Origin of the sequence: Idiomarina sp. T82-3, from assembly GCF_001577655.1 — a bacterium.
Taxonomy (GTDB): Bacteria; Pseudomonadota; Gammaproteobacteria; order Enterobacterales; family Alteromonadaceae; genus Idiomarina; species Idiomarina baltica.
Genome location: NZ_LSBQ01000007.1, coordinates 59,572 through 85,365 on the forward strand (window position 1 = coordinate 59,572; position 25,794 = coordinate 85,365).

The 25,794-nt window shown below is 50.9% G+C and carries 28 protein-coding genes; 22 read left to right on the forward strand and 6 right to left on the reverse strand.

Going from position 1 to position 25,794, the window contains the following annotated elements:
- Positions 1–10: 10 nt before the first annotated feature.
- The 6 genes from AWU56_RS06285 to AWU56_RS06310 are packed head-to-tail and all read left to right on the forward strand — an operon-like array spanning position 11 to position 6,040.
- Positions 11–2,257, forward strand: a complete 2,247-nt coding sequence (locus tag AWU56_RS06285) for a chemotaxis protein CheA (RefSeq protein WP_286682036.1) — start codon at positions 11–13, stop codon at positions 2,255–2,257.
- A gap of 15 nt (positions 2,258–2,272) precedes the next feature.
- Positions 2,273–3,451 carry a protein-glutamate methylesterase/protein-glutamine glutaminase gene (locus tag AWU56_RS06290; RefSeq protein WP_286682037.1) on the forward strand — a complete coding sequence of 393 codons (1,179 nt, stop codon included), beginning with the start codon at positions 2,273–2,275 and terminating at the stop codon, positions 3,449–3,451.
- A 3-nt stretch (positions 3,452–3,454) separates the two neighbouring features.
- Positions 3,455–4,228, forward strand: a complete 774-nt coding sequence (locus AWU56_RS06295) for a ParA family protein (protein WP_286682038.1) — start codon at positions 3,455–3,457, stop codon at positions 4,226–4,228.
- An 8-nt stretch (positions 4,229–4,236) separates the two neighbouring features.
- Complete coding sequence (locus AWU56_RS06300; RefSeq protein ID WP_286682039.1) at positions 4,237–5,088, forward strand: chemotaxis protein CheW; 852 nt, start codon at positions 4,237–4,239, stop codon at positions 5,086–5,088.
- Position 5,089: 1 nt separating this feature from the next.
- Complete coding sequence (locus AWU56_RS06305) at positions 5,090–5,593, forward strand: chemotaxis protein CheW (RefSeq protein WP_006954905.1); 504 nt, start codon at positions 5,090–5,092, stop codon at positions 5,591–5,593.
- Positions 5,594–5,602: 9 nt separating this feature from the next.
- Positions 5,603–6,040 (forward strand): DUF2802 domain-containing protein, encoded by a 438-nt coding sequence (locus AWU56_RS06310; protein ID WP_286682040.1) that lies wholly within the window; start codon positions 5,603–5,605, stop codon positions 6,038–6,040.
- Here AWU56_RS06310 and AWU56_RS06315 read toward each other — a convergent pair.
- The gene (locus tag AWU56_RS06315; protein WP_006954907.1) at positions 6,037–6,312 is read right to left on the reverse strand and encodes an EscU/YscU/HrcU family type III secretion system export apparatus switch protein; all 276 of its coding nucleotides are present in this window, start codon (positions 6,310–6,312) and stop codon (positions 6,037–6,039) included. The two genes, AWU56_RS06310 and AWU56_RS06315, sit on opposite strands and share 4 nt — an antisense overlap.
- On the reverse strand, positions 6,309–8,012 hold the full coding sequence (locus AWU56_RS06320) for a flagellar hook-length control protein FliK (protein ID WP_286682041.1): 1,704 nt from the start codon (positions 8,010–8,012) through the stop codon (positions 6,309–6,311). The genes AWU56_RS06315 and AWU56_RS06320 overlap by 4 nt, the downstream gene beginning before the upstream one ends.
- 117 nt (positions 8,013–8,129) lie before the next feature.
- Here AWU56_RS06320 and ccmA point away from each other — a divergent pair, with 117 nt between their 5' ends.
- From ccmA to AWU56_RS06375, 11 genes are all read left to right on the forward strand, one after another.
- Entirely contained in the window at positions 8,130–8,816 is a 687-nt protein-coding gene (gene ccmA, locus AWU56_RS06325; protein WP_006954909.1) for a cytochrome c biogenesis heme-transporting ATPase CcmA, read from the forward strand.
- Positions 8,813–9,487: a heme exporter protein CcmB gene (ccmB, locus tag AWU56_RS06330; RefSeq protein ID WP_006954910.1), complete on the forward strand. Its 675-nt coding sequence runs from the start codon at positions 8,813–8,815 to the stop codon at positions 9,485–9,487. The genes ccmA and ccmB overlap by 4 nt, the downstream gene beginning before the upstream one ends.
- A gap of 1 nt (position 9,488) precedes the next feature.
- Positions 9,489–10,253 (forward strand): heme ABC transporter permease, encoded by a 765-nt coding sequence (locus AWU56_RS06335; RefSeq protein WP_006954911.1) that lies wholly within the window; start codon positions 9,489–9,491, stop codon positions 10,251–10,253.
- The gene (gene ccmD / locus AWU56_RS06340) at positions 10,253–10,462 is read left to right on the forward strand and encodes a heme exporter protein CcmD (RefSeq protein ID WP_006954912.1); all 210 of its coding nucleotides are present in this window, start codon (positions 10,253–10,255) and stop codon (positions 10,460–10,462) included. The genes AWU56_RS06335 and ccmD overlap by 1 nt, the downstream gene beginning before the upstream one ends.
- A 4-nt stretch (positions 10,463–10,466) precedes the next feature.
- Complete coding sequence (gene ccmE / locus AWU56_RS06345; protein ID WP_006954913.1) at positions 10,467–10,949, forward strand: cytochrome c maturation protein CcmE; 483 nt, start codon at positions 10,467–10,469, stop codon at positions 10,947–10,949.
- Positions 10,946–12,910: a heme lyase CcmF/NrfE family subunit gene (locus tag AWU56_RS06350; RefSeq protein ID WP_286682042.1), complete on the forward strand. Its 1,965-nt coding sequence runs from the start codon at positions 10,946–10,948 to the stop codon at positions 12,908–12,910. The genes ccmE and AWU56_RS06350 overlap by 4 nt, the downstream gene beginning before the upstream one ends.
- A complete protein-coding gene (locus AWU56_RS06355; protein WP_286682043.1) occupies positions 12,907–13,479 on the forward strand; it encodes a DsbE family thiol:disulfide interchange protein in 573 nt (190 codons plus the stop codon). The genes AWU56_RS06350 and AWU56_RS06355 overlap by 4 nt, the downstream gene beginning before the upstream one ends.
- A complete protein-coding gene (locus AWU56_RS06360; RefSeq protein WP_272978863.1) occupies positions 13,479–13,955 on the forward strand; it encodes a cytochrome c-type biogenesis protein in 477 nt (158 codons plus the stop codon). Before AWU56_RS06355 ends, AWU56_RS06360 begins: the two co-directional genes overlap by 1 nt.
- A complete protein-coding gene (gene ccmI, locus AWU56_RS06365) occupies positions 13,948–15,171 on the forward strand; it encodes a c-type cytochrome biogenesis protein CcmI (RefSeq protein ID WP_006954917.1) in 1,224 nt (407 codons plus the stop codon). Before AWU56_RS06360 ends, ccmI begins: the two co-directional genes overlap by 8 nt.
- Positions 15,164–15,904, forward strand: coding sequence for an MlaA family lipoprotein (locus tag AWU56_RS06370; protein ID WP_286682044.1), 741 nt, complete (start codon positions 15,164–15,166; stop codon positions 15,902–15,904). The genes ccmI and AWU56_RS06370 overlap by 8 nt, the downstream gene beginning before the upstream one ends.
- An 89-nt stretch (positions 15,905–15,993) precedes the next feature.
- The gene (locus AWU56_RS06375; RefSeq protein ID WP_286682045.1) at positions 15,994–17,001 is read left to right on the forward strand and encodes a response regulator; all 1,008 of its coding nucleotides are present in this window, start codon (positions 15,994–15,996) and stop codon (positions 16,999–17,001) included.
- Here the strand turns inward: AWU56_RS06375 and AWU56_RS06380 are convergent.
- Positions 16,965–17,309 carry a DUF6170 family protein gene (locus tag AWU56_RS06380; RefSeq protein ID WP_286682046.1) on the reverse strand — a complete coding sequence of 115 codons (345 nt, stop codon included), beginning with the start codon at positions 17,307–17,309 and terminating at the stop codon, positions 16,965–16,967. The genes AWU56_RS06375 and AWU56_RS06380 overlap by 37 nt on opposite strands.
- 109 nt (positions 17,310–17,418) lie before the next feature.
- Between AWU56_RS06380 and galU the strand changes: the two genes are divergently transcribed.
- A complete protein-coding gene (gene galU, locus AWU56_RS06385; RefSeq protein WP_286682047.1) occupies positions 17,419–18,318 on the forward strand; it encodes a UTP--glucose-1-phosphate uridylyltransferase GalU in 900 nt (299 codons plus the stop codon).
- Positions 18,319–18,359: 41 nt separating this feature from the next.
- Here galU and AWU56_RS06390 read toward each other — a convergent pair whose 3' ends face one another.
- Genes AWU56_RS06390 through cmoA form a run of 3 tightly spaced genes read right to left on the reverse strand, consistent with a single transcriptional unit; the run spans position 18,360 to position 21,029 of the window.
- Positions 18,360–19,286, reverse strand: a complete 927-nt coding sequence (locus AWU56_RS06390; RefSeq protein WP_272978854.1) for a LysR family transcriptional regulator — start codon at positions 19,284–19,286, stop codon at positions 18,360–18,362.
- Positions 19,287–19,316: 30 nt separating this feature from the next.
- On the reverse strand, positions 19,317–20,288 hold the full coding sequence (gene cmoB, locus AWU56_RS06395) for a tRNA 5-methoxyuridine(34)/uridine 5-oxyacetic acid(34) synthase CmoB (protein WP_286682048.1): 972 nt from the start codon (positions 20,286–20,288) through the stop codon (positions 19,317–19,319).
- A gap of 3 nt (positions 20,289–20,291) precedes the next feature.
- Positions 20,292–21,029, reverse strand: coding sequence for a carboxy-S-adenosyl-L-methionine synthase CmoA (gene cmoA, locus AWU56_RS06400; protein WP_286682049.1), 738 nt, complete (start codon positions 21,027–21,029; stop codon positions 20,292–20,294).
- Positions 21,030–21,195: 166 nt separating this feature from the next.
- Between cmoA and AWU56_RS06405 the strand changes: the two genes are divergently transcribed.
- The 4 genes from AWU56_RS06405 (at position 21,196) to ruvC (ending at position 25,785) form a co-directional block, all read left to right on the forward strand.
- On the forward strand, positions 21,196–22,620 hold the full coding sequence (locus tag AWU56_RS06405) for a diguanylate cyclase domain-containing protein (RefSeq protein WP_006954931.1): 1,425 nt from the start codon (positions 21,196–21,198) through the stop codon (positions 22,618–22,620).
- 77 nt (positions 22,621–22,697) lie between these two features.
- On the forward strand, positions 22,698–24,470 hold the full coding sequence (gene aspS / locus AWU56_RS06410; RefSeq protein ID WP_286682050.1) for an aspartate--tRNA ligase: 1,773 nt from the start codon (positions 22,698–22,700) through the stop codon (positions 24,468–24,470).
- Between the two features lie 19 nt (positions 24,471–24,489).
- Complete coding sequence (locus tag AWU56_RS06415) at positions 24,490–25,239, forward strand: YebC/PmpR family DNA-binding transcriptional regulator (RefSeq protein ID WP_286682051.1); 750 nt, start codon at positions 24,490–24,492, stop codon at positions 25,237–25,239.
- 6 nt (positions 25,240–25,245) lie between these two features.
- Positions 25,246–25,785 carry a crossover junction endodeoxyribonuclease RuvC gene (ruvC, locus tag AWU56_RS06420; RefSeq protein ID WP_006954938.1) on the forward strand — a complete coding sequence of 180 codons (540 nt, stop codon included), beginning with the start codon at positions 25,246–25,248 and terminating at the stop codon, positions 25,783–25,785.
- The last annotated feature ends 9 nt before the right edge of the window (positions 25,786–25,794 follow it).

Consider the following 25,794-nt stretch of genomic DNA (forward strand, 5'->3'; position numbering starts at 1 on the left):
AGAGCAGCGCATGAGCTTTGAGATGGACGAAGAGATCTTACAGGATTTCTTAATCGAGGCAGCAGAAATCCTCGAGCAGTTATCCGAGCAACTCGTTCAATTAGAAAACGACCCCGAAAACAAAGATCTTCTCAATGCGATTTTTAGAGGATTTCATACCGTAAAAGGGGGCGCCGGCTTTCTTGCCGTTTCGGCACTGGTCGATACTTGTCATGGCGCAGAAAACGTGTTCGATACCTTGCGTAACGGACAACGCACAGTCACGTCTGACCTCATGGACGTGATCCTGCAAGCGCTCGACACCATCAATGCCCAATTTGCTCAATTACAAGCGCGAGAGGAACCCGAAGCCGCTGACAGCGAGCTCCTCGAAACCCTCCACAAGCTCTCCCAACCCGAATCTGAAGACGACACCGCCGCCGCCGCCGCCGCCGACACCGACATCAACGTACGTCGCGCCTCTGGCGCGACAAACGACGCCGCCGCCGATACCGATGCCGCCGACACCGACACCGACGTAGGTCGCGCCTCTGGCGCGACAAATGATGCCGCCGACACCGACACCGACGTAGGTCGCGCCTCTGGCGCGACAAACGACGCCGAAAACACAGTCGACGACATCCAAGAAGACGAATTCGAAGCCCTGCTCGACGAACTCCACGGCAAAGGCCAAGGCCCCGGTGCCTCAAAAACAGCCAATAAAAAAGAAGCACCAAACACCCATACCGATAACGACGAGATCACAGACGACGAATTCGAAGCCTTGCTCGACGAACTCCACGGTTCGGGTAAAGCCCCAACCAGCGCAGAAAAACAGCAAGAAGAACAAAAATCAGCCAGCAAAAGCGACAGCGACGAAATTACCGATGACGAGTTTGAAGCGCTGCTCGACGATCTGCACGGCAAAGGCAAGGCCCCTAAAGTCAACAAAGCCGCAGAAAAGCCAGCGCAACAACCCGCAGCAGCCAAAAAGCCCGAGCCTCAAAAAGCAGCGCCTAAACAGCCCGAGCCGAAAAAAGCTGAACCATCAAAAGAGCAAGCCAAGCAGCCGGCGAAAAAGCCCGCCGCGCCGCCACCACCGCCCCCAGAAACTACAGTGCGAGTGGATACCAAGCGTCTTGATGAGATCATGAACATGGTCGGTGAGCTCGTGTTAGTACGAAACCGCCTGTTAAGCCTCAGCAACAGCGATGATCAAAAGCACGAAGAGATGAGCAAAGCCATCGCCAACCTCGATGTCGTAACCGGCGATCTACAAGGCTCGGTGATGAAAACCCGAATGCAGCCTATTAAGAAAGTCTTTGGCCGCTTCCCGCGGGTCGTGCGTGATCTGGCACGTAGCCTGAAAAAAGAAATTAATCTCGAGATGCACGGCGAAGAAACCGACCTCGATAAAAATTTAGTCGAAGCACTCGCTGACCCACTGGTGCATTTGGTGCGCAACTCGGTCGATCACGGCATCGAGATGCCCGATGAGCGCCAAGCAAAAGGCAAACCCCGCGAGGGAATGGTAACACTATCGGCGTCGCAAGAGGGTGACCACATTATGTTGTCTATTAAAGACGACGGTGCGGGGATGGATGCCGAAAAACTCAAACAAATCGCAATTAAACGGGGCGTTCTCGATGAAGATGCCGCCGCGCGTATGTCCAACGAAGATGCCTACAATCTGATTTTTGCCGCCGGTTTCTCAACCAAAGAGCAAGTGTCGGATATCTCGGGTCGTGGCGTCGGAATGGACGTGGTAAAAACCAAAATCAGTCAATTGAACGGTAGTATTAAAATTGAATCAGAGCTCGGTAAAGGCACTGAACTACTCATCAAAGTACCGCTCACGCTGGCGATCTTACCGACCTTAATGGTCGAGGTAAAAGATCAGACGTTTGCACTGCCGCTCGCCGTGGTCAGTGAAATTATCGACTTGGATATGGCAAAGACCAATACCGTCGATGGTCAGTTGACATTGATCGTGCGTAAACGAGCGATTCCTCTATTTTTCTTAGAGCATTGGCTGACGCGCCGACCAGAGCGTAATAAGCGAAACGAAAACGGTCACGTGGTTGTGGTGCAGATCGGCAACCAACAAGTGGGTTTTGTGGTCGATGCGCTGATCGGTCAAGAAGAAGTGGTGATAAAACCACTTGATAAACTATTGCAAGGGACGCCAGGCATGGCGGGAGCGACCATTACCAGTGATGGTGGTATCGCGTTAATCATTGATGTGCCAAGTATGCTCAAGTACTACGCGAAACGATAACGGGTAACACTAAAAATGACAGTGAGTGTTTTAGTGGTCGATGACTCGGCGTTCTTCCGACGCCGAGTAACAGAGATTCTTGAAAGTAATAGTCAGATAAAAGTCATCGGTTCAGCAAACGATGGCCGTCAAGCCGTTGAGCAAGCAAAAAGCTTACGTCCCGATGTCATCACCATGGATATCGAGATGCCCGTGATGAACGGCATCGACGCAGTCCGTGAAATCATGCGTGATGCACCTTGTCCTATTTTGATGTTTAGCTCGTTGACGCATGAAGGCGCGACGGCAACACTGAACGCGCTAGAAGCAGGCGCGGCGGACTTTTTACCAAAGAAATTCGAAGACGTTGCACGCAATCGCGAAGAAGCAGTCAAAACCCTGCAGGATCGCGTCATTGCAATAGCTGCCAAACCGAGCATTCGCCGTCGGCCTCCAGCACGTACAACCAGCCCAACGCCACCCCCGCGTTCAATAACGCCGCGTGAAAGCACCCGTTCTCGAGCGTTTGGCGATCGTACATCGACGCGCTCGACAATCGCGCGTGAACCGGCGTCGCGTGAAGCACCGTCGACTGCAGCACCGGTTGCGACCGAACGGCTAACCATTAATCGAGCATACCAATTACTCGCGATAGGCACCTCCACCGGAGGACCCGTCGCGCTACAAAAAATTTTGACGCAGCTGCCACAGAACTTTCCGTATCCGATCGTGATGGTACAGCACATGCCAGCGGCGTTTACCAAAGCGTTCTCGCAACGACTCGATGGCTTGTGCAAAATCCGCGTGCGAGAAGCGGAAGATGGCGATAACTTACAGCCTGGAGTTGCCTATTTAGCCCCCGGCGGTAAGCAAATGTTAGTGGAAGGGCGAGCCGGAGCAGCACGCTTACGAATTCGCGAAGATAACTCCGGGCGTATCACCTATAAACCCAGTGTCGACCTGACCTTTGCCAGCTTATCCAAAGCTTACGGCGGTAAAGTGCTGGGTGTTATTTTAACCGGGATGGGTGCGGATGGTCGCGAGGGCGCGCGCATGCTTAAAGAGCAGGGTGCAACCATCTGGGCACAGGATGAAGCCAGCTGTGTCGTGTACGGCATGCCGCAAGCGGTCGCAAGCGCGGGCATTTCAACCCGCAGTGTCAGTTTAAACCAAATGGCGAGTGCGTTACTGACCGAAGTCGGTTACGGAGATTAAGCCATGCATGTGTGGACCATCGCAAACCAAAAAGGCGGCGTAGGTAAAACGACTACAACAGTGGCGTTAGCCGGCTTATTGCAACAGCGAGGTCAACGCGTGTTGTGTATCGACATCGATCCGCATGCATCGCTTACTTTTTATTTCGGTATTGATGTAGAAGAGCTCGATGCGACTGCGTACGACGTGTTCGCGATGGGTAAAAACGTTGATAAAGAAACAACGAAAAGTGCGATTGTCGCGACCGAACATGAGCACCTCGATGTCATGCCCGCGAGTATGGCGCTCGCGACGCTAGACCGTAAGCTCGGTACCCAAGGCGGTATGGGGCTGGTTCTGCAAAGGGCGTTAGCGCACGTCGAGCATCGTTATGATTACGTACTAATTGATGTGCCACCCGTGCTGGGGGTACTGATGGTCAACGCCCTGGCATGTTGTGAGCGAGTATTAATTCCGGTACAAACCGAGCCACTCGCGCTGAAAGGCTTAGAACGAATGATGCGAACGCTCGCTTTAATCCAAAAATCTCGAGGACAAGCGCATCAGTATACGATTATCCCGACCCTTTACGATAAACGGACGCGGGCGTCGTTAGATACCTATAAAAAGCTGGCACAGCGTTACGGTAAAAGCGTGTGGAATGGCATGATTCCAATTGATACAAAGTTCCGTGATGCGAGTAATGAACAGTTACCGCCTTCCATGTTTGCGCCTCAATCGCGCGGCGTATTGGCTTATCAAACCCTGCTGACTTATCTGCAGCAGTTGAACCTATAGGAGGTCATGTGAGTCGCTCAAACTACCAAAGTGAACAAGCCATGACCGAGTACCTTGATGCCCTATTGCTAGAGGAAGAGCCCGCCCCGGTTGATTTCGATGACTCGCCTGTGCGGGCATTACTTGAGCGCGCTATGCCTAAGATCCAGACGCTTAAGCCTGAGCCTGTGAGTGAACCAGAACCTGCGCTGAAAACCGAGCCAGCATTGACACCGGAACCTGAACGGGCACCGGAACCAGAGTCTGTGCCGGACGTGCCGGAGTCGGTAGCTGAACAGGACTTTACGCAGACGGAAGTCGCCAAAGCTACAGAAACTGCGGTTGACGCCGATATGCAAGATGACGGCGCAACGCCGCCGCCAACCGACGCGATGATGGAATACCAAGAGAATGACTTCCAAGCGTTATTTTTTAAAGTGGCAGGGCTGACACTCGCCGTGCCATTAAAGAGTTTAGGTGGCATTCACACGTTAGGTAAAATCAGTCCACTGTTTGGCAAACCGCATTGGTTTAAGGGCATCATGAACGAGCGTGGTAACAAGCTGCAGGCGGTTGATACCGCACGCTGGGTGATGCCCGAAAAACTCACTGCAGAAGTCGAAGACGGTATTAAATACGAGTATATGATTACATTGAGTGATAGCCCATGGGGACTGTTGTGCGAGGAACTGGTCGATAGCGAACCCTTGCAGCCCGATGCGATTCAATGGCGTAACGGCCCCAATCAAAAGCGACCTTGGCTCGCGGGTGTCGTGCGCAATAGAATGTGCGCATTACTCGATGTAAACGAATTAATTAAACTGCTAGATAAAGGCTTGGGTCATACGCAAAATGGCCCACACAATGAATCGGAGTCATAGTATGGCAACTGAAAACCGCAAAACAAAACAACAAGCTGAAGTCGATAGCAATGATGAAGTGCTTCAGTGGGTAACCTTTCAGCTCGAAGAGGAAACCTACGGCATTAACGTCATGCAGGTGCAAGAAGTGTTGCGCTACAGCGAGATTGCGCCAGTGCCGGGTGCGCCGGATTATGTACTCGGTATCATTAATTTGCGTGGCAACGTGGTCACCGTTATTGATACACGTCTGCGCTTTGGTTTGCCAGAAAACGAAATCACCGATAACACACGTATCGTGATTATTGAGTCGGATAAGCAAGTCATCGGTATTCTCGTTGATAGCGTTGCTGAGGTGGTTTATCTGAAGAAATCTGAGATCGATAGCGCACCGAACGTGGGTACCGAAGAAAGCGCGCGGTTTATTCAAGGCGTCTCGAACCGAGATGGCGAGTTGTTGATCCTTGTCGACTTAGATAAAATGCTGACCGATGAAGAGTGGGATGAAATTTCGCGGTTAGGATAAAACTATTTGATGACTTCAATAACTGTTTGGCTAGCAGCAGCGGCGCTGATGCTAGCTATTGTTGCACTGATCGTAGCGGTAATGACGAGCCGCAAGCATACCGAATTATTAGAACGACAACAGCAACGCCTATTAATGCTGACCGAGGCGCTGGGCGCGTTACAAAATACGCCTTCAGAACCCGAAACAGAAGACAATCAGGCACAATTGCAACCGCTGCATGAGGCGCTTGAGCAATTGCGAGCTCAGCAACAATCGCTCCATCAGCAGCAACAGCAATTTGCCAGCACGATAAAGCAGCTAGAGCAACAAGAGCCCGAGGTGAAGCTGTATCAGCGAGCCGCGAAACTGGTCGAGCAGGGCGCCAGTGTTGACGATCTCATGCAAGCCTGTGATTTACCCCGTGCCGAGGCAGAGTTGATGCTCGCCATGCATCAGCGTAGTTAGTACCAACTATCGGGAAATCGCCCATCCAGTAGATAGGAAAACGCAATCAGTTCCGCGATAAGCACGTACAGCTCTCGCGGAATTTCTTCACCCACGTTAAGCCGCGCCAATGAATCAGATAACATGGGATCTTCGTGTACCATCACGCCGTGCGCTTTAGCCACTTCAATAATCTCTTCTGCAAGCTCATCAAACCCTTTGGCGATCACCTGAGGCGCATTTAAGCCATCGTAGGATAAGCCAATCGCTTGCTTCTGTTTACTATCGCTCATACCGTCACCCGAATGATGCCGCTGTGTTGTTGTGCGAGCGTGTCAGGCACTTTGCCTTGTTTAACCTGAAAGTCCACGCTAGCCACTTCTAATGTCGTTAAACGTTGCTCTAACTCGGGCAGTTGTTGCTGAAGATGCTGCTGCGCTGCCAACGATTCGGTATAAAATTGCACCCGCGTGCCGCCCACTTGATAACGCCCTTTAACTAACATCGGCCCCCACTGCTTGAGTTCAAAGCGTAAGTTAAATAGCCACACCGAACGTTCGGTATGTTCATCATTGTGTTCATTGGGCTCACGCTTAATCAGCAGCTCGGTACTGGTTTCACTGAGTGGGTTCTGCGATGGCAATAGCAAGTAGAATTCCGGTTGTTGACTGGGACTATCCTGAAGCCGCATCTGGCTGCTCTGTACCGAGTTCATTGTTTGCGATAACGTGCTTAACAAGCGTTGTAACTGCGCCATCGGCTGCTGTAACAGTTGCGTATTGAGTCGTTCCCGCACCTCTGCGGTCATTGGCGTGGCGGCATCTAAACGGCGCTCACTAGCGGGATTGCGCTCAGCCGGACCGCGCATGATTTGGTCTAACACGGCCTGGCTTAAGCCTTTAGCGGCTTGCGACGAGGCACCAGACTGTTGTGTCTGTAAACGAAGGCCAAGTAACGCCACAATCAGTTTGCCGACCACACCAAATTGATGAGTAGGCTGAGGGCTTACCGGCTTCGCCGCAAACCAATCATTCACATAGCGCGTGAGTTGTTGCGGCTGAGTTAATTGCTCGGCTTGAGGGAGCTGCGCCAATACCTGATTCAATAAATTTTTTACTTCGCCCTGCTGAGGTGGCGTGGCGGCGAGGCTTTGCTGCAAAAACTGCGTCAGTTGCGCCGGCGTCATTGTTTGCGTTTGTTTGACAAAACGCCCATCAACAGCCGTCGGTTCAGCCATTGCCGCTTGCATCAGCCCACTCCGGGGTTGTGCGAGTTGCGCCGGTTCACACGTGAGTTGTTGCAGTAACGAACGCAAAATAGCAGGGGGCATCTGCGCTATCGGTACGCGCACGTCGCTAACTACACGAGCACTGCTCTGCAACTGTAATATAAGCTGCGCTTGGTCTATCTTGACCGCGGTGAGTGTCATTGATAGTGGACTCAATGGAGTAGATGACACCGGGTTTTGCCTACTTGCGGCGACCTGCACCTGTTGGTTCAACTGTTGGCCGAGCGACTCGGTAAGCGCCTTTTGTAACGCAGGTGGTAAGTCGCGGAGCGCGATCGTGGCGCCGCTCGACGTTGTAGCCGGTGACTGAGTCGGGTTCGTCGAACTCGGCAGACGGAGGGTGGCATCGCTTTGCAGGATCCGCTCAACAAGTCGCATAACCGCAGTGTGTTGCGCCTTGGCTCCCAAAGGCGGTTGATTTTGACCGCTTGCACGAAGCGCCAGTTGCTCAACTTGCTGTTGTATCGTAGAGGCTGTCCCAGCAGGCAACTGTAACTGAGCGTTGACTTGAGCCGCGCCAAACGAGCGTGGCTGAGGAACCGAGCTACTGAGTTGCGAGGTGAGCGCATTAAAGAGACTTTGTCGGGCGTGTTGTTGGGCTTGGTCAACTTTGGCTAGCGGTGTGTGAGCTGACGTCTGGGCAGCCTTATCCGATGACGTCGTTAAAGACTGCATCGCTTGTTGTAATAACTGTTTAATTTGCATGACGCATTGCCCCTACCCAGATCATGAAAAGCGACCGTTTTACGTGGCTTTTTCGGCAAATATTGTGGTAAACTCGAGCCAATTTTCACATCATTTGCAGACACTATCGTAGCCTTGATGAAGCATAAAACAACAGAACCTCTGCCCCGACTGCGAGCGCACGAACTTTCATCAGTTCGCGGCGGGCGTACCCTGTTTGAACACGTTTCCTTCGAGGTCCACGCGGGCGAACTTTGGCAAATCACGGGCGCCAACGGTGCTGGCAAATCAACGCTACTCAGAATGCTGGCTGGACTGATGCCAAGCAGTAGCGGTCGTATCGAGTTTAACAACCAACCCATACAGTATGACCGTAGTGTCTATCATCAGCAACTGCTGTTTATCGGTCATAAGCCCGCAGTAAAAGCCGAGCTAACCGCCTTAGAAAACGTCTACTGGCAACGCCGCTTGAGTGGCGATAAAACAGCACAGCAAGACAGTTCCAGTGATTGGGATCTGCTCGAGACAATTGGCCTTCTGGGGCTCGAGGATGAAGTCACAGGTCGGCTTTCTGCGGGGCAACAGCGTCGTGTTGCGCTCACCCGCTTATGGCATAGCCAAGCCCCTTTATGGATACTGGACGAACCCTTTACCGCACTCGATGTAAAGGGGATCGCCATGCTACAACAGCGGTTTCAGACCCATTTAGGGCAAGGCGGCAGCATTGTAATGACCTCACATCAAGCATTATCGCTGGCGAGTTTAAATCCTAAGCAACGGCACCTGGGTGAGACCTACGCCAATGCCATGGGAGCACAGTCATGAGCGCATTGCAGTTGTGGCGTTCGGTGCTCAGCAAAGATTTACGTCTCGCCGCGCGTCGGCGCTCAGATGCGATTAATCCGCTCATTTTCTTGTTGATGGTGATCACGTTATTCCCGCTGGGGGTTGGACCCGGACCCGATATACTCAGTCGTATTGCACCGGGGATCATCTGGGTGGCGGCTTTACTCGCCACACTGCTGGGTGTCGATCGCATTTTTAAAGATGACTATGCCGACGGTTCGCTCGAACAACTGTGTTTGTTGCCACAACCCCTTGCCTTTACAGTCAGCGCAAAAATGGTTTCGCATTGGCTGTTGAGTGGATTGCCATTAGTGATACTCTCGCCGCTACTGGCATTACTGTTGAATTTACCAGGCTCAGCGTATGGCGCACTGAGTCTATCGCTGTTATTCGGTACGCCAGCACTTAGTGCCTTGGCGGCAACAGGGGCTTCGTTGACGTTGCCGTTGCAGCGCGGGAGTGCCTTAGTCAGTTTAATTTTATTGCCATTGTTTATTCCCATACTAATTTTTGCCACCTCGGCAGTCGAAAGTGCAGGAATGGGCATGGCTGTGCACGGACAGTTGGCTATTTTGGCAGCCATATCCGTATTAACGGTAACATTAGCACCGCTGGCTGTCGCCGCGGGCGTTAGAATGAGTGTGAATTAATATGTGGCGTTGGTTACACCCTTATGCAAAACCCGAAGCGACTTACCGTCTAGTCGATAAGTTACTCCCATGGTTCGCCGGTTTGACGGTCGTCAGTTTACTCGTGGGCATGGTCTGGGGGCTTGCCTTTGCACCGTCGGACTACCAACAGGGCGATAGCTACCGCATTATTTATATCCACGTGCCCGCCGCTATTTTCTCCATGGGTGCGTACTTTGGTATGGCAATCTGTGGTGCGATAGCGCTGATATGGCAAATTAAAACCGCTGAGTGGGCGTTACCCGCCATCGCGCCTGTCGGCGCGGCGATGACAGCGATCGCGTTGTTCACCGGTGCAATATGGGGCAAACCCATGTGGGGCACTTGGTGGGTGTGGGATGCGCGACTAACATCCGAACTTATTTTGCTGTTTTTATATGTCGGCGTCATGGCGCTGTATGCCGCTTTTGATGATGCCAGAACAGGAGCAAAAGCCGCTTCGATTCTCGCGATTGTCGGGGTCGTCAATCTGCCCATTATCCATTACTCGGTCGAGTGGTGGAACACCTTGCATCAAGGTGCCACGATTACCAAATTAGAGCGTCCGTCGATCGCTACAAGCATGTTGTGGCCGCTGCTTATTAGTTTATTAGGTTTTATGTTACTGACCGCGACCTTAGTGCTGATGCGTTACAAAAATCAGTTACTTAAGCACGAGCTCAATCGTCCGTGGGCACAAGCAGAGCTCGCACAAGACAGCAGCGCAGTCGTCGAGGAGGAACGCTAATGGCATTTTCTAGTTTTAGCGAATTTGTACACATGGGGGGCTACGGACTGTATGTGTGGTCGTCTTTTTTTCTGACTTTTTTAGTGATTGCAGGTGTTGCCTTAGAAACCAGTGTACAGCGGCGACGTTTGCAGAAGGAAAGCTTAAAAGTTCAACGTCGTAAACAGCGTCTTGCGCGTCGTTCGCTACAAGCGAGTGCTGAGGAGTAGAGGTATGAACCCGCGTCGTAAAAAACGGTTAACTTGGGTAGTAGTGCTAATTATTGGTGTTGGCACAGCCTTAGGTTTAATGCTGTATGCCATGAGCCACAGTATCAATTTATTCTATACACCGAGTGACTTTGAACAGGTCGAGGCGGGCAAGCAACCGCCCGAAGTCGGTCAACGTATGCGGATTGGCGGTATGGTCGTAGAAGGCTCGGTCAATCGTGATCCAGAAACACTCGAGGTGAGCTTTAAAGTCACCGATACCGGGCCCGAAGTGACCATTCTTTACCAAGGTATTTTGCCGGACTTATTCCGCGAGGGACAAGGTATCGTTGCTCAGGGCGAGCTTATCGCACCGCGCACGTTGCAGGCGAGTGAAGTACTGGCAAAGCATGACGAAGAGTACATGCCGCCCGACCTCGCCGAAAAAATGAAAGGCATTAAGCATGTTAATCCGAATCAACCAGCTGAGCAAAAGGAGACCCCATGATTGCTGAGCTTGGTCATCTAAGTATTGCTATCGCTTTAGCTTTTTCCGCCTTGTTGGCAGGCTATGCACTGATAGGTGCACAACGTGGTCACGGCGGCATGATGAGCCTGTCACGACCGCTGGCGATAGGGCAGTTTGTATTTACTGCAATCGCGTTCACCTTGTTAGTCACTGCCTTCGTACAAAATGATTTTAGCATTGCCTATGTTGCAGCCAACTCCAATACCCAACTCCCATGGTTTTACCGCATCACCGCAGTGTGGGGCTCGCATGAAGGCTCTTTCCTCCTCTGGATGCTGATGCAGGCGGGCTGGATTGCAGCGGTTGCTTTATTCTCGCGTTCAATGCCATTACCCATGGTCGCGCGCGTGCTGGGTATTTTGGGTCTTATCAGCATCGGGTTTTATTTGTTTATGCTGACAGTGTCGAATCCGTTCGACCGCAGTTTGCCGATCATTCCGGTCGACGGCAATGACCTCAACCCATTGTTGCAAGACCCCGGCATGATTATTCATCCGCCCTTGTTGTATATGGGCTATGTCGGTTTCTCAGTGGCGTTCGCCTTTGCTATCGCGGCATTGATGTCCGGCAAATTAGATGCGGCGTGGGCGCGTTGGTCGCGCCCTTGGACGCTCGCCGCGTGGATGTTCCTCACGGTGGGAATTGCCGTGGGTAGTTGGTGGGCGTATTACGAACTCGGCTGGGGTGGCTGGTGGTTCTGGGATCCCGTTGAAAACGCGAGCTTTATGCCATGGCTGGTAGGTACGGCACTGATCCACTCCTTAGCCGTAACCGAAAAACGCGGCAGCTTTAAATCCTGGACCGTATTACTGGCGATAGCCGCATTCAGCTTAAGCCTGCTCGGCACCTTCTTAGTACGATCGGGCGTTTTGGTGTCGGTGCACGCTTTTGCCTCCGATCCAACGCGCGGCTTATTTATACTGGTGTTGTTGGCGATCGTGATTGGTGGCTCATTGGCACTCTATGGCTGGCGCGCTTCGCAAATGCAAGGTTACAGTCGCTATGAAGCCGCCTCGCGTGAAGTATTCTTATTAGCCAATAATGTCTTATTGATGGCGGCTATGGTGGTGGTGCTGTTAGGTACCTTGCTGCCGCTTGTTTATAAGCAACTCGGGTTAGGCTCAATCTCAATTGGCGAACCGTTCTTTAACGAACTGTATAGCTACCTTATTGTACCTTTCGCATTGATGCTTGGCGTCGGACCCTGGATGCGCTGGCGTCGACAACCCTTAGCGCCGCTATTAAAGCCATTGTTGCTGTGTTTAACGCTGGCGGCGCTATTAGCCGTCGTGCTCCCCAAAATTTGGGCAAATCAGATGCATCTTTGGGCGGTGCTGGGTTTGTTCCTCGCGCTTTGGGTCGCTTTAGCAACCGTCACCGACGTACTGCAAAGTGTGCAACAACGGGGTGGCGATGTCAGTGCCTTGCGCCGGATTCCCGCCAGCCAGTGGGGCATGGTGCTAGGTCATATTGGCTTTGCGGTCACCTTGGTGGGTGTGGCGCTGGTATCACACTATGAAACCGAGCGTGATATTTCGATTGAGCCAGGACAAACCGTGAATGTCGGTGAGTATGACCTGACCTTTGAGCATTTAAAACACAGAGAAGGCCCCAACTACGATTCCGATCACGGTGTGTTTACCGTGAGCGAAGACGGTGAGCGGGTCACCCAGGTGGTGAGTGAAAAACGCTTTTATCGTGTGCAACGCATGAGTATGACCGAAGTTGGTCTTGATTCGGGTCTTCTGCGTGATCTCTATGTCGCAATGGGCGAGCCGTTAGAACAAGGCCAAGGAAACCAAACCAAGTGGGCGGTGCGTTTTTACACCAAGCCCTTCGTGCGGTGGATCTGGTTAGGCGCGTTAATTATGGCAACGGGGGGGCTTATCGCGATGGCCGATAAGCGATATCGCAAGCGTAAGCAGGGAGTTCAGGCATGAATACACAAGAGACGCATAGCGCAAGTAAAAAGTGGATCGTGCTGTTTGTGCCGTTGATTCTGTTTATTGTTTTGGTGGTATTTCTGCTCAAGGGTCTCGGTAAAGATCCCACGCATCTTGAGTCGGTGTTGATTAATAAACCGGTGCCCGAGTTCAGTGCAGAGGATTTGTTTGATCCCACGACGCAACACAGTGAACAGGTACTCAAAAAGGGACCCTTACTGTTTAACGTTTGGGCGACTTGGTGCCCCACTTGTCGCGCTGAGCATGAGTTTCTTAACGAACTTGCAGCGCAGGGCATACCTATTGTCGGGTTAAACTACAAAGACGACTCACGCGGGAAGGCAATGGACTGGCTCAATACACTAGGCGACCCTTACATCGTCAACCTGTACGATCCAGAAGGTAAGGTCGCCTTCGAATTCGGCGTCTATGGAGCACCAGAAACTTATTTTATCGATGCCGACGGACGTGTCCGCTATCGCCATGTGGGTGATGTGAATCCCCGCAACTGGGAGAACCAGCTAAAAGCGATTTATCAGCAGATGGTGCAGGAGGCGAAACAGTAATGCGAACCTTAACCAGCAGCGTCATCGGCGCGTTAGCACTAGTGGCGATGTTATTTAGCCTGTATGCCACCGCGCAAGCATCGATTCGTGAGCATGAGTTTGAGACTGAAGCACAACGCCAGTTGTATCAAACGCTCACGCAAGAACTCCGATGCCCTAAGTGCCAAAACCAAAACATTGCCGATTCAAACGCGCCGCTTTCAGCTGATATGCGCGACCGCACTTACACCATGATCATGGAAGGTAAGAGTCGAGAAGAAATCATTGACTACATGGTCGCTCGTTACGGCAATTTCGTGCATTATCGTCCGCCGTTTAATTGGTACACCAGTATCCTCTGGTGGGGACCGTTGCTGATTATCGCGATAGGCATTGGCGTGGCGTGGGTAATGTCTCGCAAACGCAAGCAGCCGCTTGAGCTCTCGGCCGAAGAGCAAGAGCGACTCGAACAGTTAAGGAAGCCAGACCATGATTAAGTTGTATTTGGCGATGGCGGTATTGTTAATAATCGCAGTTATCATTGTTTTACTAGCGGGGCTTCGACAGCGTCGACAAAGTGTTGACCGCGAGAGTGAAAACCGTGATTGGTACGAACAACGTCTTGCCGAGCTAGAACAAGATAAAAACAAGCAACGTATCTCGCAAGAAACGTTCGAAGAAGCGAAGCTGGAGCTCGATAAAACCTTCATTAGTGACAGTCGTGATATCGAAGGCGAAGTCACGTGGAAACGCGCCAATCCATTTATTCCTATCGCGATTATTTTAGCGATAGCGGTTGGCTTTTACGCGATGTTTGGAAGTTGGTCTTTGCAAAAACAAGCGGATGATGCGCTTGCGCAGTTGCCTGAGCTGGGTCAACGGTTATTGCAGGAGCAACAACAGGCCGATGTTGAGTCCATGCAGACATTTGCCCTAGGCATGCGTCAAAAGCTCGCTGCAAAACCCGATGACCCGATGGCATGGTGGTTATACGCGGGGATCATGTCAGACTTACGTCAATTTGACCAAGCCCAACAGGCGTTTGAAAAGTCACTGGCACTGGCACCGAACCGCACCGGCACTTTAATTAGCTACGCGCGCTTTTTAATGTCATCGCCGACCGAAGAACGTCTGCGTAAAGCCGCCGGTATGTTGGCGCGCGTATTACAGCAGCAACCGACGCACATCGAGGCATTGTCATTGACCGGTTTTGTCGCCTATGAGCGAGGCGACTGGAAACAAGCTATTGCGGCATGGCAGCAACTAATGCCATTGCTCGATAACGAGTCTCAGCGTAGCAATGCGGTTCAGCAGGCGATCGCCGACGCGCAGCAAAAACTGCAAGCCGCCGATCGCAGTGTCACGGTCACCGTTTCCTTAGGCGAACAAATGCGTGACCAATTACCGCAACAAGGCACCTTATTTATTTACGTCACGGCAACGCAAGGCCCCCCCATGCCTGCGGCGGTTAAACGTCTCGCCGTTAATGATTGGCCGGTGACGGTCACCTTGACCGATGCTGACTCGATGTTGCCCGATTATCGCTTGAGCGGGTTAGATCAATGGCAAGTGAAGGCGATGGTATCGCAGGACGATAAAATTGACCGTGAAGCCGGTGATCTCTTTGCCGAGCCAATGACTATAAATGCACAGCGTTCGGTAGAAGTAGCGCTGACTCTTAATCAAAAAGTAACGGAAGTAGCGAATGACTAATTGGCTTAAAACCGCACCTAAGTGGGCCTTGCCCGCCAGTACATTGGCTTTGGGTGCATGTTCCTCACAACCAGACGACCCGTACGCCGACCCGCGTGACCCGTTTGAGGATACCAACCGCGCAGTGTGGGACTTTAACCGTGAGTTAGATAAAGCGGTTATCAAGCCGGCCGCAGAAGTGTATGAAAATGTGCCTGAACCGGTGCGTAATTCACTTTATCGTGCGCTTGAGAACCTGCAAGAGCCTTGGTCATTCGTCAATAATCTGCTGCAAGGCCAGTTTACCGACGCCGGTGTCACGGCAGGGCGCTTCTTCTTTAACAGCACGATCGGCCTGCTCGGGTTACTCGATCCCGCTACCGAAATGGGATTAACCAAACGCGAAGAAAGCTTGGGTCAAACCCTTGCTGTATGGGGCGTGCCCAATGGTCCGTTCCTAATGCTACCCGTGTTAGGTCCAACGGTGGTCATCGACCGAGGCACTGACTGGGTGGATAGTAACTACTTTCCATATACCGAGATCAGCGATGACTGGGATATCCCGCGTTATACAGTAAAAGGCTTGTCGTTACGTTTGCGATTACGCGACCAAGAGCAAGTGTTAGAGAACTCGCTTGATCCCTACACCTTCGTAAAAGAAGCCTATTACCAAAACTGGAACTACGAAGTTTACGACGGTAATCCGCCGCCAGACGTCGAAGCAGACGAGGCTGAGTTCACTGAGCAACCCTAGCTTCTCGTTATCTATCGAAAACCTCGTATTGACGCAGGTACTTCCTTGGACGATGCTTAAATGAATCGTCCGAGGATAGGTATACCTGAATGAGTCAAAAACATGTCTTACTGATTGAAGATGATCGTGTGTTTCAATCAGTGGTTGAGCAGTTTCTCATCCAGCAAAATTATGCAGTACACTGCGTAGAATATGGTGAGCAAGGCGTATCCTGGTGTCAGCAAAATACGCCGGATATCGTTCTGTGTGATCTCATGTTACCGGATATTAACGGCCTAGAGGTTATTGAGCGGCTACTCAGCCTTGCGCCTCATTTGCCGGTGATTGTTATTTCTGCCAGCGACGACATGGGTGATATTCGTGAAGCGGTGCGATTAGGTGCGTGGGATTACTTGGTCAAGCCTATCGACAGGCTAGATACCATTACGCAGGCGATCGAACATTGCCTACAGCGGCATCGTCTCGAAGAAACTTATGTGAGCGATATCTGGGAACTCGATAGCCACATTAACCAACTCTATCAAGACGACCATATCGTCGCACGCTTAGCCAACGATCTGCTTGCCAAACAACCCTTAAACGTTGGTGACTATCACATCGAAAGCCAAGTGGCGGCGGGAGCAGAGGCGAATATCTGGATCGACTATCGACCCTTAACAGAGGGGCGCGTGCTCATTGTCATGGCAACGGCGCACAGTCAAACCGAGCAGAACTTAATCCCGTTACTGGTACTTAAAACGCTGATTGATCCTTTGATTCGTCAACACTTAGCGGGCAGTGACGATACCATTTTGGATCCGCGCAGCTTAGTGCAACACATTAACTTTGAGTTGTGCCATTCACGCGTACGTACGGCATTTGATGGTGTTTTTGCTGTGCTCGACACCGAGCAGCACGCATTTCGTTGGACCCAAGTTGGTGATCGGCTGCGTATGCAACCCCAAGCAAAACCCGATTTAGCGTTGGGTATTTGGCGTCATGCAAGTTTCCACAATTATATTCAAACCAAGCTCAAACGCGTTCATTGCCAGTTGCCCGAGGCGATTTTAAGTATTGAGCGTCAGTCGTCCTCATCCTCATCCTCATCCTCTGAATGATCTGCGCGTTGCGCTTCAAACTGACGCACTGCCTTATCCATATAAGGTAGTGACATATTGAGGGTGATAGGTTGAGTAAATAAAGGATAGCCAATACCCGCGGCGAGTAGACCAAGCGCTTTCCACCAGCCCGGCAGATCGACAATGGCAAAAAAGATAATGCAAATAGGTACTAATTTAGCTAGGTTACATATCATACGACGAGGGACCGGCATCGCTTGTTGCGCCATTGTTAAAATAAGCGCGCGTTCTGTAAACGGATATGATTTGAGTTGCGGAACCTGTCGTGAGGTTAAATAAAATCCCATGGCACCCTACCTAGACCGTTGTTAGCAAATAAATTGGATTTGCATTATAACAGTTCGGCAAGGTATAAACGTGCCCCAATAAAAAAATGTTCGAAAAAAGGAAGAATTCATGAGCACGAAACGGGTAAAAAAAGTTGTTATCCCAGTGGCTGGGCTTGGCACACGAATGCTACCGGCGACCAAGGCAATCCCAAAAGAGATGTTGCCGTTGGTTGATCGTCCATTAATTCAATACATTGTTGAAGAATGCTCCGCAGCGGGTTTAACCGATGTAATTTTGGTAACCCATTCCAGTAAGAACTCCATCGAGAACCACTTTGACACCAGTTTCGAGCTCGAAACCACGCTAGAGCGCCGGGTAAAACGTCAGTTGCTTGAAGAAGTACAAGCCATTTGTCCTAAAGGCACCACCATCATGCACGTGCGTCAAGGCGAGGCGAAAGGCCTAGGTCATGCGGTGCTGTGCGCGCGTCCGTTGGTCGGCGATGAGCCCTTTGCAGTGGTCCTGCCTGATGTACTCGTCGATTCGGCGAGCTGCGATTTACGTCAAGATAATATGGCTGAGATGGTGCGCAACTTTAAGGAAACCGGCGCGACACAGGTAATGGTCGAGAAGGTTCCCCATGAGCAAGTCAGTAGCTATGGTATTGCTGATATCAACGGCGTTGATCTCGCCGAGGGCGAGCAAGCGCCTATTAAACAATTGGTAGAAAAACCCGAAGTGAGCAAGGCTCCCTCGGATCTTGCCGTGGTAGGACGCTATGTGTTCCCGGAAACCTTATGGCCGCTGCTTGCTAAGACGCCCATTGGCGCAGGCAACGAAATCCAACTGACCGATGCGATGGCGATGTTACTCGAACAATCCCCAGTCAACGCCTACTACATGAAAGGTAAAAGCCACGATTGCGGCAATAAATTGGGTTATGCGCAGGCGTTCATCGAGCACGCAATGCGTCATCCTGCATTAGCGGATGATATGAAAAAGTACATCAAGCAATTGCAAGCGTAACGAGTCAGCTCGTTAAGCAAACGTAAAGCTTGAGGCCAGCGCTAGCCAGCGCTGGCTTCCATATCATCCGTTTGGCGCTTTGGGGCGTGTCGCAGGATCAGGTCGGCGAGTAAACGCGAGCAAGGCCCTGTTTTATCTCCTTTGGGTAACACTAAGTAAAGTGAGCCTTTGCGGCACGTACTGCCTTTTAGTTCAAGCTTACGTAACGAACCTTTCTGCATAGCGCGTTGCGCAATATAGGGCGGCAACCAGCAAAAGCCTAAGCCTGAGCGCACTAAGCGCAATGCTTCGTCAAAATGACTGACCGTCCAACGTTGCTCAGCCTTTAACCATCCGCCTTCTTCGGCAGGTTGCGTGGCTGTATCGCGGATCACGATTTGCAAATGTTGAGCAAGTTCATCTTGAGAAATAGGGGAATCTTGTTGCGCGAGCGGGTGTGAAGGATGGCAAACCAAATCCATATAATAGTCGTGGATAGGCTCTCCCAAAAAGCCTTTCGGAAGCTGATGCGTCACGACTAAATCGGCGGATTCATTACGAATATGCTCGAGCGTTCCGGTCAGGACCGTATCTTCAATGGTGAGACGCGAACCCCGGCCATGTTCTTGAAAGTCTTTTAATGCCGGGATCAGGTCATCGCGGTCAAATACCATTTCGAGTGCGAGTTTGATTTCTGGCTCCCAGCCTTGCTCCATGTTGCAAGCGAGCTGCTCCAGCTCATACACGGTTTGAGTCAGTTGTCGCGAGCGTCGCAGCATGACCTCACCGACATGCGTTAATTCGGCCTTACGTCCCTTTATTTCTAAAAGCTGGACGCCTAACACCTGCTGAAGCTTAGAAACCGCATGGTTTAATGAAGATTGGCTTTTGTTAAGTTTCTCTGCTGCATGTGCGTAACCACCACAGTCTACAACCGCCTGTAAAATGCGCCATTGTTCCAAAGTGGACTTAGCTCTGTAGTGTGGCATAGGATAATTGTCTAACCTCTTGTCTGACGATTAAATTGTCGCTTTAACAATCGCACGGATGGGTGCTTTATACCCCTCAATAGTCTTTTCTGGGTCTTTTGGATCAAGAAAATCTTTCAAAGATTCACCGGTCATCCATTCAGTTGATCGCTGTTCGTCAAGAGAGGTGGGGTTATGATCAACAATTTCAGTCTGTTTAAAACCTAATCGTTCGAGCCAAACACACAGCGCTTTGGCGCTGGGTAAAAACCAAACATTGCGCATTTGGGCATAACGTTCACCGGGCATCATCACGGTCTGTTCGTCACCCTCAACGACGATTGTCTCCAATATCAACTGTCCACCTGGTTTTAATAAGTTTTTAAGTTGTTGTAAAAACTCAAGTGGTGAACGGCGATGATACAATACTCCCATGCTAAAAACCGTATTAAAACTTTGAAGTGAGGGCATATGCTCGATTCCGACCGGAAAGAAGTGCGCGCGCTCGGCAATAGCGCTCGGCATCATTTGCTTAATGGCTTGAAATTGAGTCATAAATAGTTCGCCTGGGTCAATCCCCCAAACCTCTGCTGCGCCTGCCTCTAACATTCGCCATAGGTGATAGCCACTGCCACAACCAACGTCTAAAACCTGATGACCTTTTAAATTATTTAAATGCGGTTGTACGCGCTGCCACTTCCAATCTGAGCGCCATTCGGTGTCAATCGACAATCCAAATAAATCGAAAGGTCCCTTACGCCAAGGCTGTAATTGCTTCAGTAGACCGTTCATACGGGCTCTATCGGAGTCGCTGGCTTGCTCGGGCAAGCCCACTTGCACGGTGTCACCCAGCGAAACATGATCAGTCGCCAACGAAGGCAGTTGTTTAAGCACCCGTTGCCACTTTTTAAACTCGCCATGGGGCGACTGCAAAAAGTCACTGAGTTGCTGGGGTAAAGTGGTAAGCCATGGGTGATGGGGGCTTTGCGCAAGCGCACTGAGATCCTGAGCGAACATATTCATGCATTATTCTCCTTTTACCGCGAGCATGGCGGCAAAATTAAAACACTGCAGCCACACCCCTGCATGAGCGAAGCCAGATTGTTTGAAACGCGCGAAATGTGTATCGAGGGTGTCAATTTTCATGACATTTTCGATAGCGGCACGTTTTTGGCTAATCTCGAGTTCACTGTAGCCGTTAGCGCGTTTAAAATCATGATGCAGATCGACTAGCGTATCGTGGATGTGTGCATCAGGGTGCGCCACCTTCTCGGCGATTAATAAAACACCACCTGGGTTTAATCCTGAGTAAATTTTATCGATGAGCGCATTTCTGTCTTCTTTTGGCACAAATTGGAGTGTAAAATTAAGTACAACAATAGAAGCGTTATCGATAGGCGTTTGTTGCACGTCTTGGCAATTGAACTCAACGGCAATGTCACTCTTGAAGCCGTTAAGGTGAAGCTGTGCGCGGTCGATCATTGGTTGCGAATTATCCACCGCAATAATGTGATTACCCCGATGTTTCTCGCAGCCTTTGCGTAAGGCGAGTGTCGCGGCGCCGAGCGAGCAGCCCAGATCGTACACATTTGTATTATCTTGACTATAACGTTCGGCTAGTTGTGGTAATGTTTGTATGATCGTAGCGTAGCCCGGAACTGAGCGGTTTATCATATCTGGGAAAACTTCTACCACGTGTTCATCAAAACGGAAGTCGCCAACGCTCGGTAACGCTTTAGAATAAATGGTGTCTTGTTGACTCATGATCAATAACTATCAATGCAGTTTAAAACATGATGCTAGTTTAACGTTAATTCGCCGTAAGGCACAGATTTAAACGCGAATAAAAGCATATCGCATAGGGTTAACCAAAACATAGGCGAGAAAAAATGCCTTTTAGCAACTCGTGAGCAGGGAAGCATCTAAATCAATGAAAAACGTTAAATTCTGGTTGTCGACCATCGCCTGCTTTTGGTTATCGCTAGTGCATGCGGCGACACTGGATACGGATGAGTGGTTAGCACAGCACAACACGGTTAGAGTGGGGGTGCCGACTAACCTGATGCCACTGATAGGCATCGAGAGCGGCGACGGCATTGGTTTTGATGCCGATATGTTGCGCCTCATCACACAAAAGTTACCGCTCACCATTAAATGGCAAGACTGCGGCTCTTGGAGTCGTTGCCTCAAAGCACTCGAGCAACGTGAGATCGATATTTTACCGAGTATGTCGTACTCCGAAGACCGCTCGCGCTACACCAGTTTTACACAACGCTACTGGTCCATGCCGTGGGCGGTGTTGTACCGCAACAAAGAGACCTTAAACGCGCGTGGCAGTGTCAACGTGGGTGATTTGCGAGGCCAACGCTTAGGGATTATCCAAGATTACAGTGTTGTATCGCTGCTTCGTAATCAGCGCGGAACTGAAGTGATTGAGTATGACAATATCGAGCAAGCCACCAAAGCGCTCAAAGAAAACCAAATTAATGTCTATGTCGATAGCCTGCCTATTTTAGTGTACGAACTACAAAATCACCCTATCACTCATGCCAATCTCGAGGTGTTAGATGATGCGCCAGGCCAAGATCTGTTTTTTGGTGTTCGGAGTGATTGGCAACCGTTAGTGGTAACGCTTAATCGAGGCATCGATAATATCACGCAGAGTCAGCAAAACCAGTTACGCAATAAATGGTATGGTTATGAGTTGCAGACCGGCTGGAGCGATGAAGAACTGATTCAAGTCGCGTTGAAGGTCGGTTCGGGTGTCGTGTTAGTCTTTTTGTTTATCGCCTTCAGAAACAGTCGTTTACGCCGCGAAGTCAAATTACGTAAGGATGCCGAGAAACGTATCCGCTATGTCGCCACCCATGATGAGTTGACCGGCTTGCCTAACCGAAAACTACTGTCGGACCGTCTCGAACAAGCGATGTTACAGGCAGAACGTTCAAATAAAGCCTTCGCGATCATGTTTTTAGACTTAGATGGCTTTAAACAAATCAACGATAAATACGGACACGAAGTCGGCGATGAATTACTCATTCACGCGTCGCAACGCATGCAAAGTATGTTACGCCGTTCGGATACCGTGTGTCGCTATGGCGGTGACGAATTCGTCATACTCTTACCCACCACACCGACCACCAGTGCCGCTCTGGCGGTGGCACGTAAATTGGTGGTACACATAGCGCGACCTTATCAAATTGGTACACACATGCTCGAAGTCAGTACCAGTATCGGTGTGAGTCTATTCCCACAGCACGGCAGTGATGAAAATGCCTTATTGCGGGCCGCGGATAAAGCCATGTATGCGGCGAAAGATGCCGGTAAAAACGATGTGCGCTTAGCGGCACCTTAACTCGGATGACATTAGCGCCCAGTTCGCTATAATATGCGCTTTAAATCATTCAGCAGAATAAAAGGTGTGAAGGGCGCATGCGAACGCATTACTGTGGGCAGGTAACTGCCGAACTAGCCGAACAAGAAGTCACTTTATGTGGTTGGGTCAACAAACGTCGCGATTTAGGTGGTTTGATCTTTATCGATCTGCGTGACCGCGAAGGCTTGGTTCAAGTGGTCTTTGACCCCGACGAAAACGCGTTGTTCGAGCAGGCAAACCGCCTGCGCCAAGAGTTCTGCGTACAAATCCGCGGTAAAGTAAATCGTCGTCCAGATAGTCAAGTCAACGCCAACATGAAAACCGGCGAAGTTGAGATCTTAGCCAAAGAGCTGACTATCTTGAGCCGCTCCGAACCGCTACCTATCGATTTTAACTCGCAAGTGAGCGAAGAAGCCCGCTTGCGTTATCGTTACCTCGATTTGCGCCGTCCGCAAATGAATGAGAACTTGCAGTTCCGTGCCAAGGTGGCAAGTGCGGTCCGTCGTTTCTTAGATGACAATGGCTTTTTGGACATCGAAACACCGATGTTGACCCGTGCTACGCCCGAAGGCGCGCGCGACTACTTAGTGCCAAGCCGCACCCATAAAGGGCGCTTCTTTGCATTGCCGCAGAGTCCACAGTTATTTAAACAATTACTGATGATGTCGGGCTTTGATCGTTATTATCAAATCGTGAAGTGCTTCCGTGATGAAGACTTACGTGCCGACCGTCAGCCTGAATTCACTCAGATTGATATCGAAACCTCGTTCATGAGTGCAGAGCAGGTGATGGAAGTTACCGAAACCATGACGCGTCAGTTGTTCCAACAGTTGCTCGATATCGATTTAGGCAAGTTCCCGACCATGACTTGGCACGAAGCCATGCGTCGTTTTGGTTCTGACAAGCCCGATTTACGTAATCCTTTGGAACTTGTCGATGTCGCAGACCTGTTAAAAGACGTTGAGTTTAAAGTCTTCTCCGGTCCTGCAAACGATGAAAAAGGGCGTGTCGCCGTGATTCGCTTGCCGGGTCAGGCAGACAACGTATCGCGCAAAATGATCGACGAGTACACGCAATTTGTCGGTATTTACGGCGCTAAAGGCTTGGCGTGGATTAAAGTCAACGACCTCAGTCAAGGTCGCGAAGGCTTGCAATCGCCCATCTTAAAATTCTTGCCGGATGAAGCACTTAACGCCATTCTCGAGCGCACCGAAGCGGCAACGGGCGATATTCTGTTCTTTGGTTCAGACAAAGCCAACGTGGTTGCCGAAGCAATGGGCGCGTTACGTCTTAAGTTAGGTGAAACCTTTGAATTGGTTAGCGACGAATGGCGTCCGCTGTGGGTGGTTGACTTCCCAATGTTCGAAGAAGACGACGATGGTCGCTTAGCAGCAATGCACCATCCGTTTACCGCCCCGGTTAACGTCACGCCAGAAGAGCTTAAAGCAGACCCTGCGCAAGCACTGTCCAATGCCTATGACATGGTACTAAACGGCGTTGAAGTGGGGGGCGGCTCAGTTCGTATTCACGATAACGCCATGCAACAAGCTGCGTTCGAGGTACTCGGCATTGGCGCAGAAGAAGCCAAAGAAAAATTTGGTTTCTTACTCGAAGCGTTGAAGTACGGTACGCCACCACACGCCGGTTTAGCCTTTGGTCTTGACCGCTTAGTGATGCTGATGGTGGGCGCAAGCTCAATCCGTGATGTGATCGCGTTCCCGAAAACCACCACCGCAGCCTGTGTATTGACCGATGCACCTGGGCTAGCGAACCCCGATGCATTGCAAGAATTGGGCGTTAAGAGTACGGTGGAAGACAAAGACGAATAGCAACACAATGGAGTGAGACATGGCAGGTCATTCCAAATGGGCCAACATTAAACATCGTAAAGCCGCGCAAGATGCAAAGCGCGGCAAGATTTTTACCAAACTTATTCGAGAAATCACCGTCTCTGCACGTCAGGGCGGCGGTGATCCCGAGACGAACCCGCGCTTACGCGCGGCGATTGATAAAGCGCTTTCTAACAATATGAAGCGCGATACCATCGATACCGCTGTCAAGCGCGGCTCGGGTGAGCTCGAAGGTGAAAATGTCGAGGAGTTGACCTACGAAGGCTACGGTCCCAGTGGCGTCGCCATTTTACTTGAATGCATGACCGATAACCGCAATCGCACGGTGTCTGAAGTGCGTCACGCGTTTAATAAATTTAACGGTAATTTAGGTACCGATGGCTCGGTCGCTTACTTATTTAATAAGCGCGGCGTCATCAGTTACGGTAGCGAAACCAGCGAAGAAACCATTCTTGAACCGGCGATTGAAGCGGGTGCCGATGATGTACTGAATCATGGTGATGGTCATATCGATGTGTTTACCAGCCCAGAGGTCTTTGGTGCGGTCAAAGACGCGTTAGATGCGACTGGCGCTGAGTCGACCAACGCGGAAGTCACCATGGTACCGGATACCAAAGTGGATTTAGATGAAGATGGCGCGCGCACTTTCCTCAAATTGCTCGACGCACTCGAGGATTTAGACGATGTGCAAAACGCTTACCATAACGCCGATATTTCGGATGACGTGTTGGCAAGCTTGGATGAGTAACCTCCGATGAGCGTGATCCTCGGTATCGATCCAGGCTCACGCTTAACGGGCTTCGGCATCATCCAGCAACAAGGTCGACACTTATCGTATATTGCCAGTGGCTGCATTCGCGTCACGGGTACCACCGCACAACCGCTCAGCCTTGCTGAGAAGCTCAAGCGGATCCACAACAGTGTGGTCGAGCTGATTACGCAGTACCAACCCGATGAATTTGCTATCGAACAAGTATTCATGGCACGTAACCCAGATTCTGCGTTAAAGTTAGGGCAAGCGCGCGGTGCCGCTATTGTAGCCGCTGCCTGTGCCGACTTGCCCGTCGCGGAATACAGCGCTCGACAGATAAAACAGGCGGTGGTGGGTAATGGCGGTGCTGATAAAACACAAGTGCAGCACATGGTCATGGCGTTACTGAACTTGAGCAAATCGCCGCAAGCAGACGCGGCGGACGCCTTAGCCGTCGCTTTGTGCCATGCGCACAGCGCTCAAAGTTTAATAAAAATGTCAGGTGCAGCACGTAAAATCGTGCGTGGGCGTTTACGCCGTTAACACCGGCAT

What these genes read in the sequence shown, in the direction of transcription:
- AWU56_RS06380 (WP_286682046.1), bottom strand. Translation starts at nt 17,309, where the DNA reads ATGGGATTTTATTTAACCTCACGACAGGTTCCGCAACTCAAATCATAT.
- AWU56_RS06370 (WP_286682044.1), top strand. Translation starts at nt 15,164, where the DNA reads ATGACTAATTGGCTTAAAACCGCACCTAAGTGGGCCTTGCCCGCCAGT.
- ccmA (WP_006954909.1), top strand. Translation starts at nt 8,130, where the DNA reads ATGAAGCATAAAACAACAGAACCTCTGCCCCGACTGCGAGCGCACGAA.
- AWU56_RS06285 (WP_286682036.1), top strand. Translation starts at nt 11, where the DNA reads ATGAGCTTTGAGATGGACGAAGAGATCTTACAGGATTTCTTAATCGAG.
- ccmI (WP_006954917.1), top strand. Translation starts at nt 13,948, where the DNA reads ATGATTAAGTTGTATTTGGCGATGGCGGTATTGTTAATAATCGCAGTT.
- aspS (WP_286682050.1), top strand. Translation starts at nt 22,698, where the DNA reads ATGCGAACGCATTACTGTGGGCAGGTAACTGCCGAACTAGCCGAACAA.
- AWU56_RS06315 (WP_006954907.1), bottom strand. Translation starts at nt 6,312, where the DNA reads ATGAGCGATAGTAAACAGAAGCAAGCGATTGGCTTATCCTACGATGGC.
- AWU56_RS06350 (WP_286682042.1), top strand. Translation starts at nt 10,946, where the DNA reads ATGATTGCTGAGCTTGGTCATCTAAGTATTGCTATCGCTTTAGCTTTT.
- AWU56_RS06390 (WP_272978854.1), bottom strand. Translation starts at nt 19,286, where the DNA reads ATGCCACACTACAGAGCTAAGTCCACTTTGGAACAATGGCGCATTTTA.
- AWU56_RS06290 (WP_286682037.1), top strand. Translation starts at nt 2,273, where the DNA reads ATGACAGTGAGTGTTTTAGTGGTCGATGACTCGGCGTTCTTCCGACGC.
- AWU56_RS06375 (WP_286682045.1), top strand. Translation starts at nt 15,994, where the DNA reads ATGAGTCAAAAACATGTCTTACTGATTGAAGATGATCGTGTGTTTCAA.
- AWU56_RS06295 (WP_286682038.1), top strand. Translation starts at nt 3,455, where the DNA reads ATGCATGTGTGGACCATCGCAAACCAAAAAGGCGGCGTAGGTAAAACG.
- galU (WP_286682047.1), top strand. Translation starts at nt 17,419, where the DNA reads ATGAGCACGAAACGGGTAAAAAAAGTTGTTATCCCAGTGGCTGGGCTT.
- AWU56_RS06335 (WP_006954911.1), top strand. Translation starts at nt 9,489, where the DNA reads ATGTGGCGTTGGTTACACCCTTATGCAAAACCCGAAGCGACTTACCGT.
- AWU56_RS06415 (WP_286682051.1), top strand. Translation starts at nt 24,490, where the DNA reads ATGGCAGGTCATTCCAAATGGGCCAACATTAAACATCGTAAAGCCGCG.
- AWU56_RS06320 (WP_286682041.1), bottom strand. Translation starts at nt 8,012, where the DNA reads ATGCAAATTAAACAGTTATTACAACAAGCGATGCAGTCTTTAACGACG.
- AWU56_RS06355 (WP_286682043.1), top strand. Translation starts at nt 12,907, where the DNA reads ATGAATACACAAGAGACGCATAGCGCAAGTAAAAAGTGGATCGTGCTG.
- AWU56_RS06305 (WP_006954905.1), top strand. Translation starts at nt 5,090, where the DNA reads ATGGCAACTGAAAACCGCAAAACAAAACAACAAGCTGAAGTCGATAGC.
- ccmE (WP_006954913.1), top strand. Translation starts at nt 10,467, where the DNA reads ATGAACCCGCGTCGTAAAAAACGGTTAACTTGGGTAGTAGTGCTAATT.
- ruvC (WP_006954938.1), top strand. Translation starts at nt 25,246, where the DNA reads ATGAGCGTGATCCTCGGTATCGATCCAGGCTCACGCTTAACGGGCTTC.
- AWU56_RS06405 (WP_006954931.1), top strand. Translation starts at nt 21,196, where the DNA reads ATGAAAAACGTTAAATTCTGGTTGTCGACCATCGCCTGCTTTTGGTTA.
- cmoA (WP_286682049.1), bottom strand. Translation starts at nt 21,029, where the DNA reads ATGAGTCAACAAGACACCATTTATTCTAAAGCGTTACCGAGCGTTGGC.
- cmoB (WP_286682048.1), bottom strand. Translation starts at nt 20,288, where the DNA reads ATGAATATGTTCGCTCAGGATCTCAGTGCGCTTGCGCAAAGCCCCCAT.
- AWU56_RS06310 (WP_286682040.1), top strand. Translation starts at nt 5,603, where the DNA reads ATGACTTCAATAACTGTTTGGCTAGCAGCAGCGGCGCTGATGCTAGCT.
- AWU56_RS06360 (WP_272978863.1), top strand. Translation starts at nt 13,479, where the DNA reads ATGCGAACCTTAACCAGCAGCGTCATCGGCGCGTTAGCACTAGTGGCG.
- ccmD (WP_006954912.1), top strand. Translation starts at nt 10,253, where the DNA reads ATGGCATTTTCTAGTTTTAGCGAATTTGTACACATGGGGGGCTACGGA.
- ccmB (WP_006954910.1), top strand. Translation starts at nt 8,813, where the DNA reads ATGAGCGCATTGCAGTTGTGGCGTTCGGTGCTCAGCAAAGATTTACGT.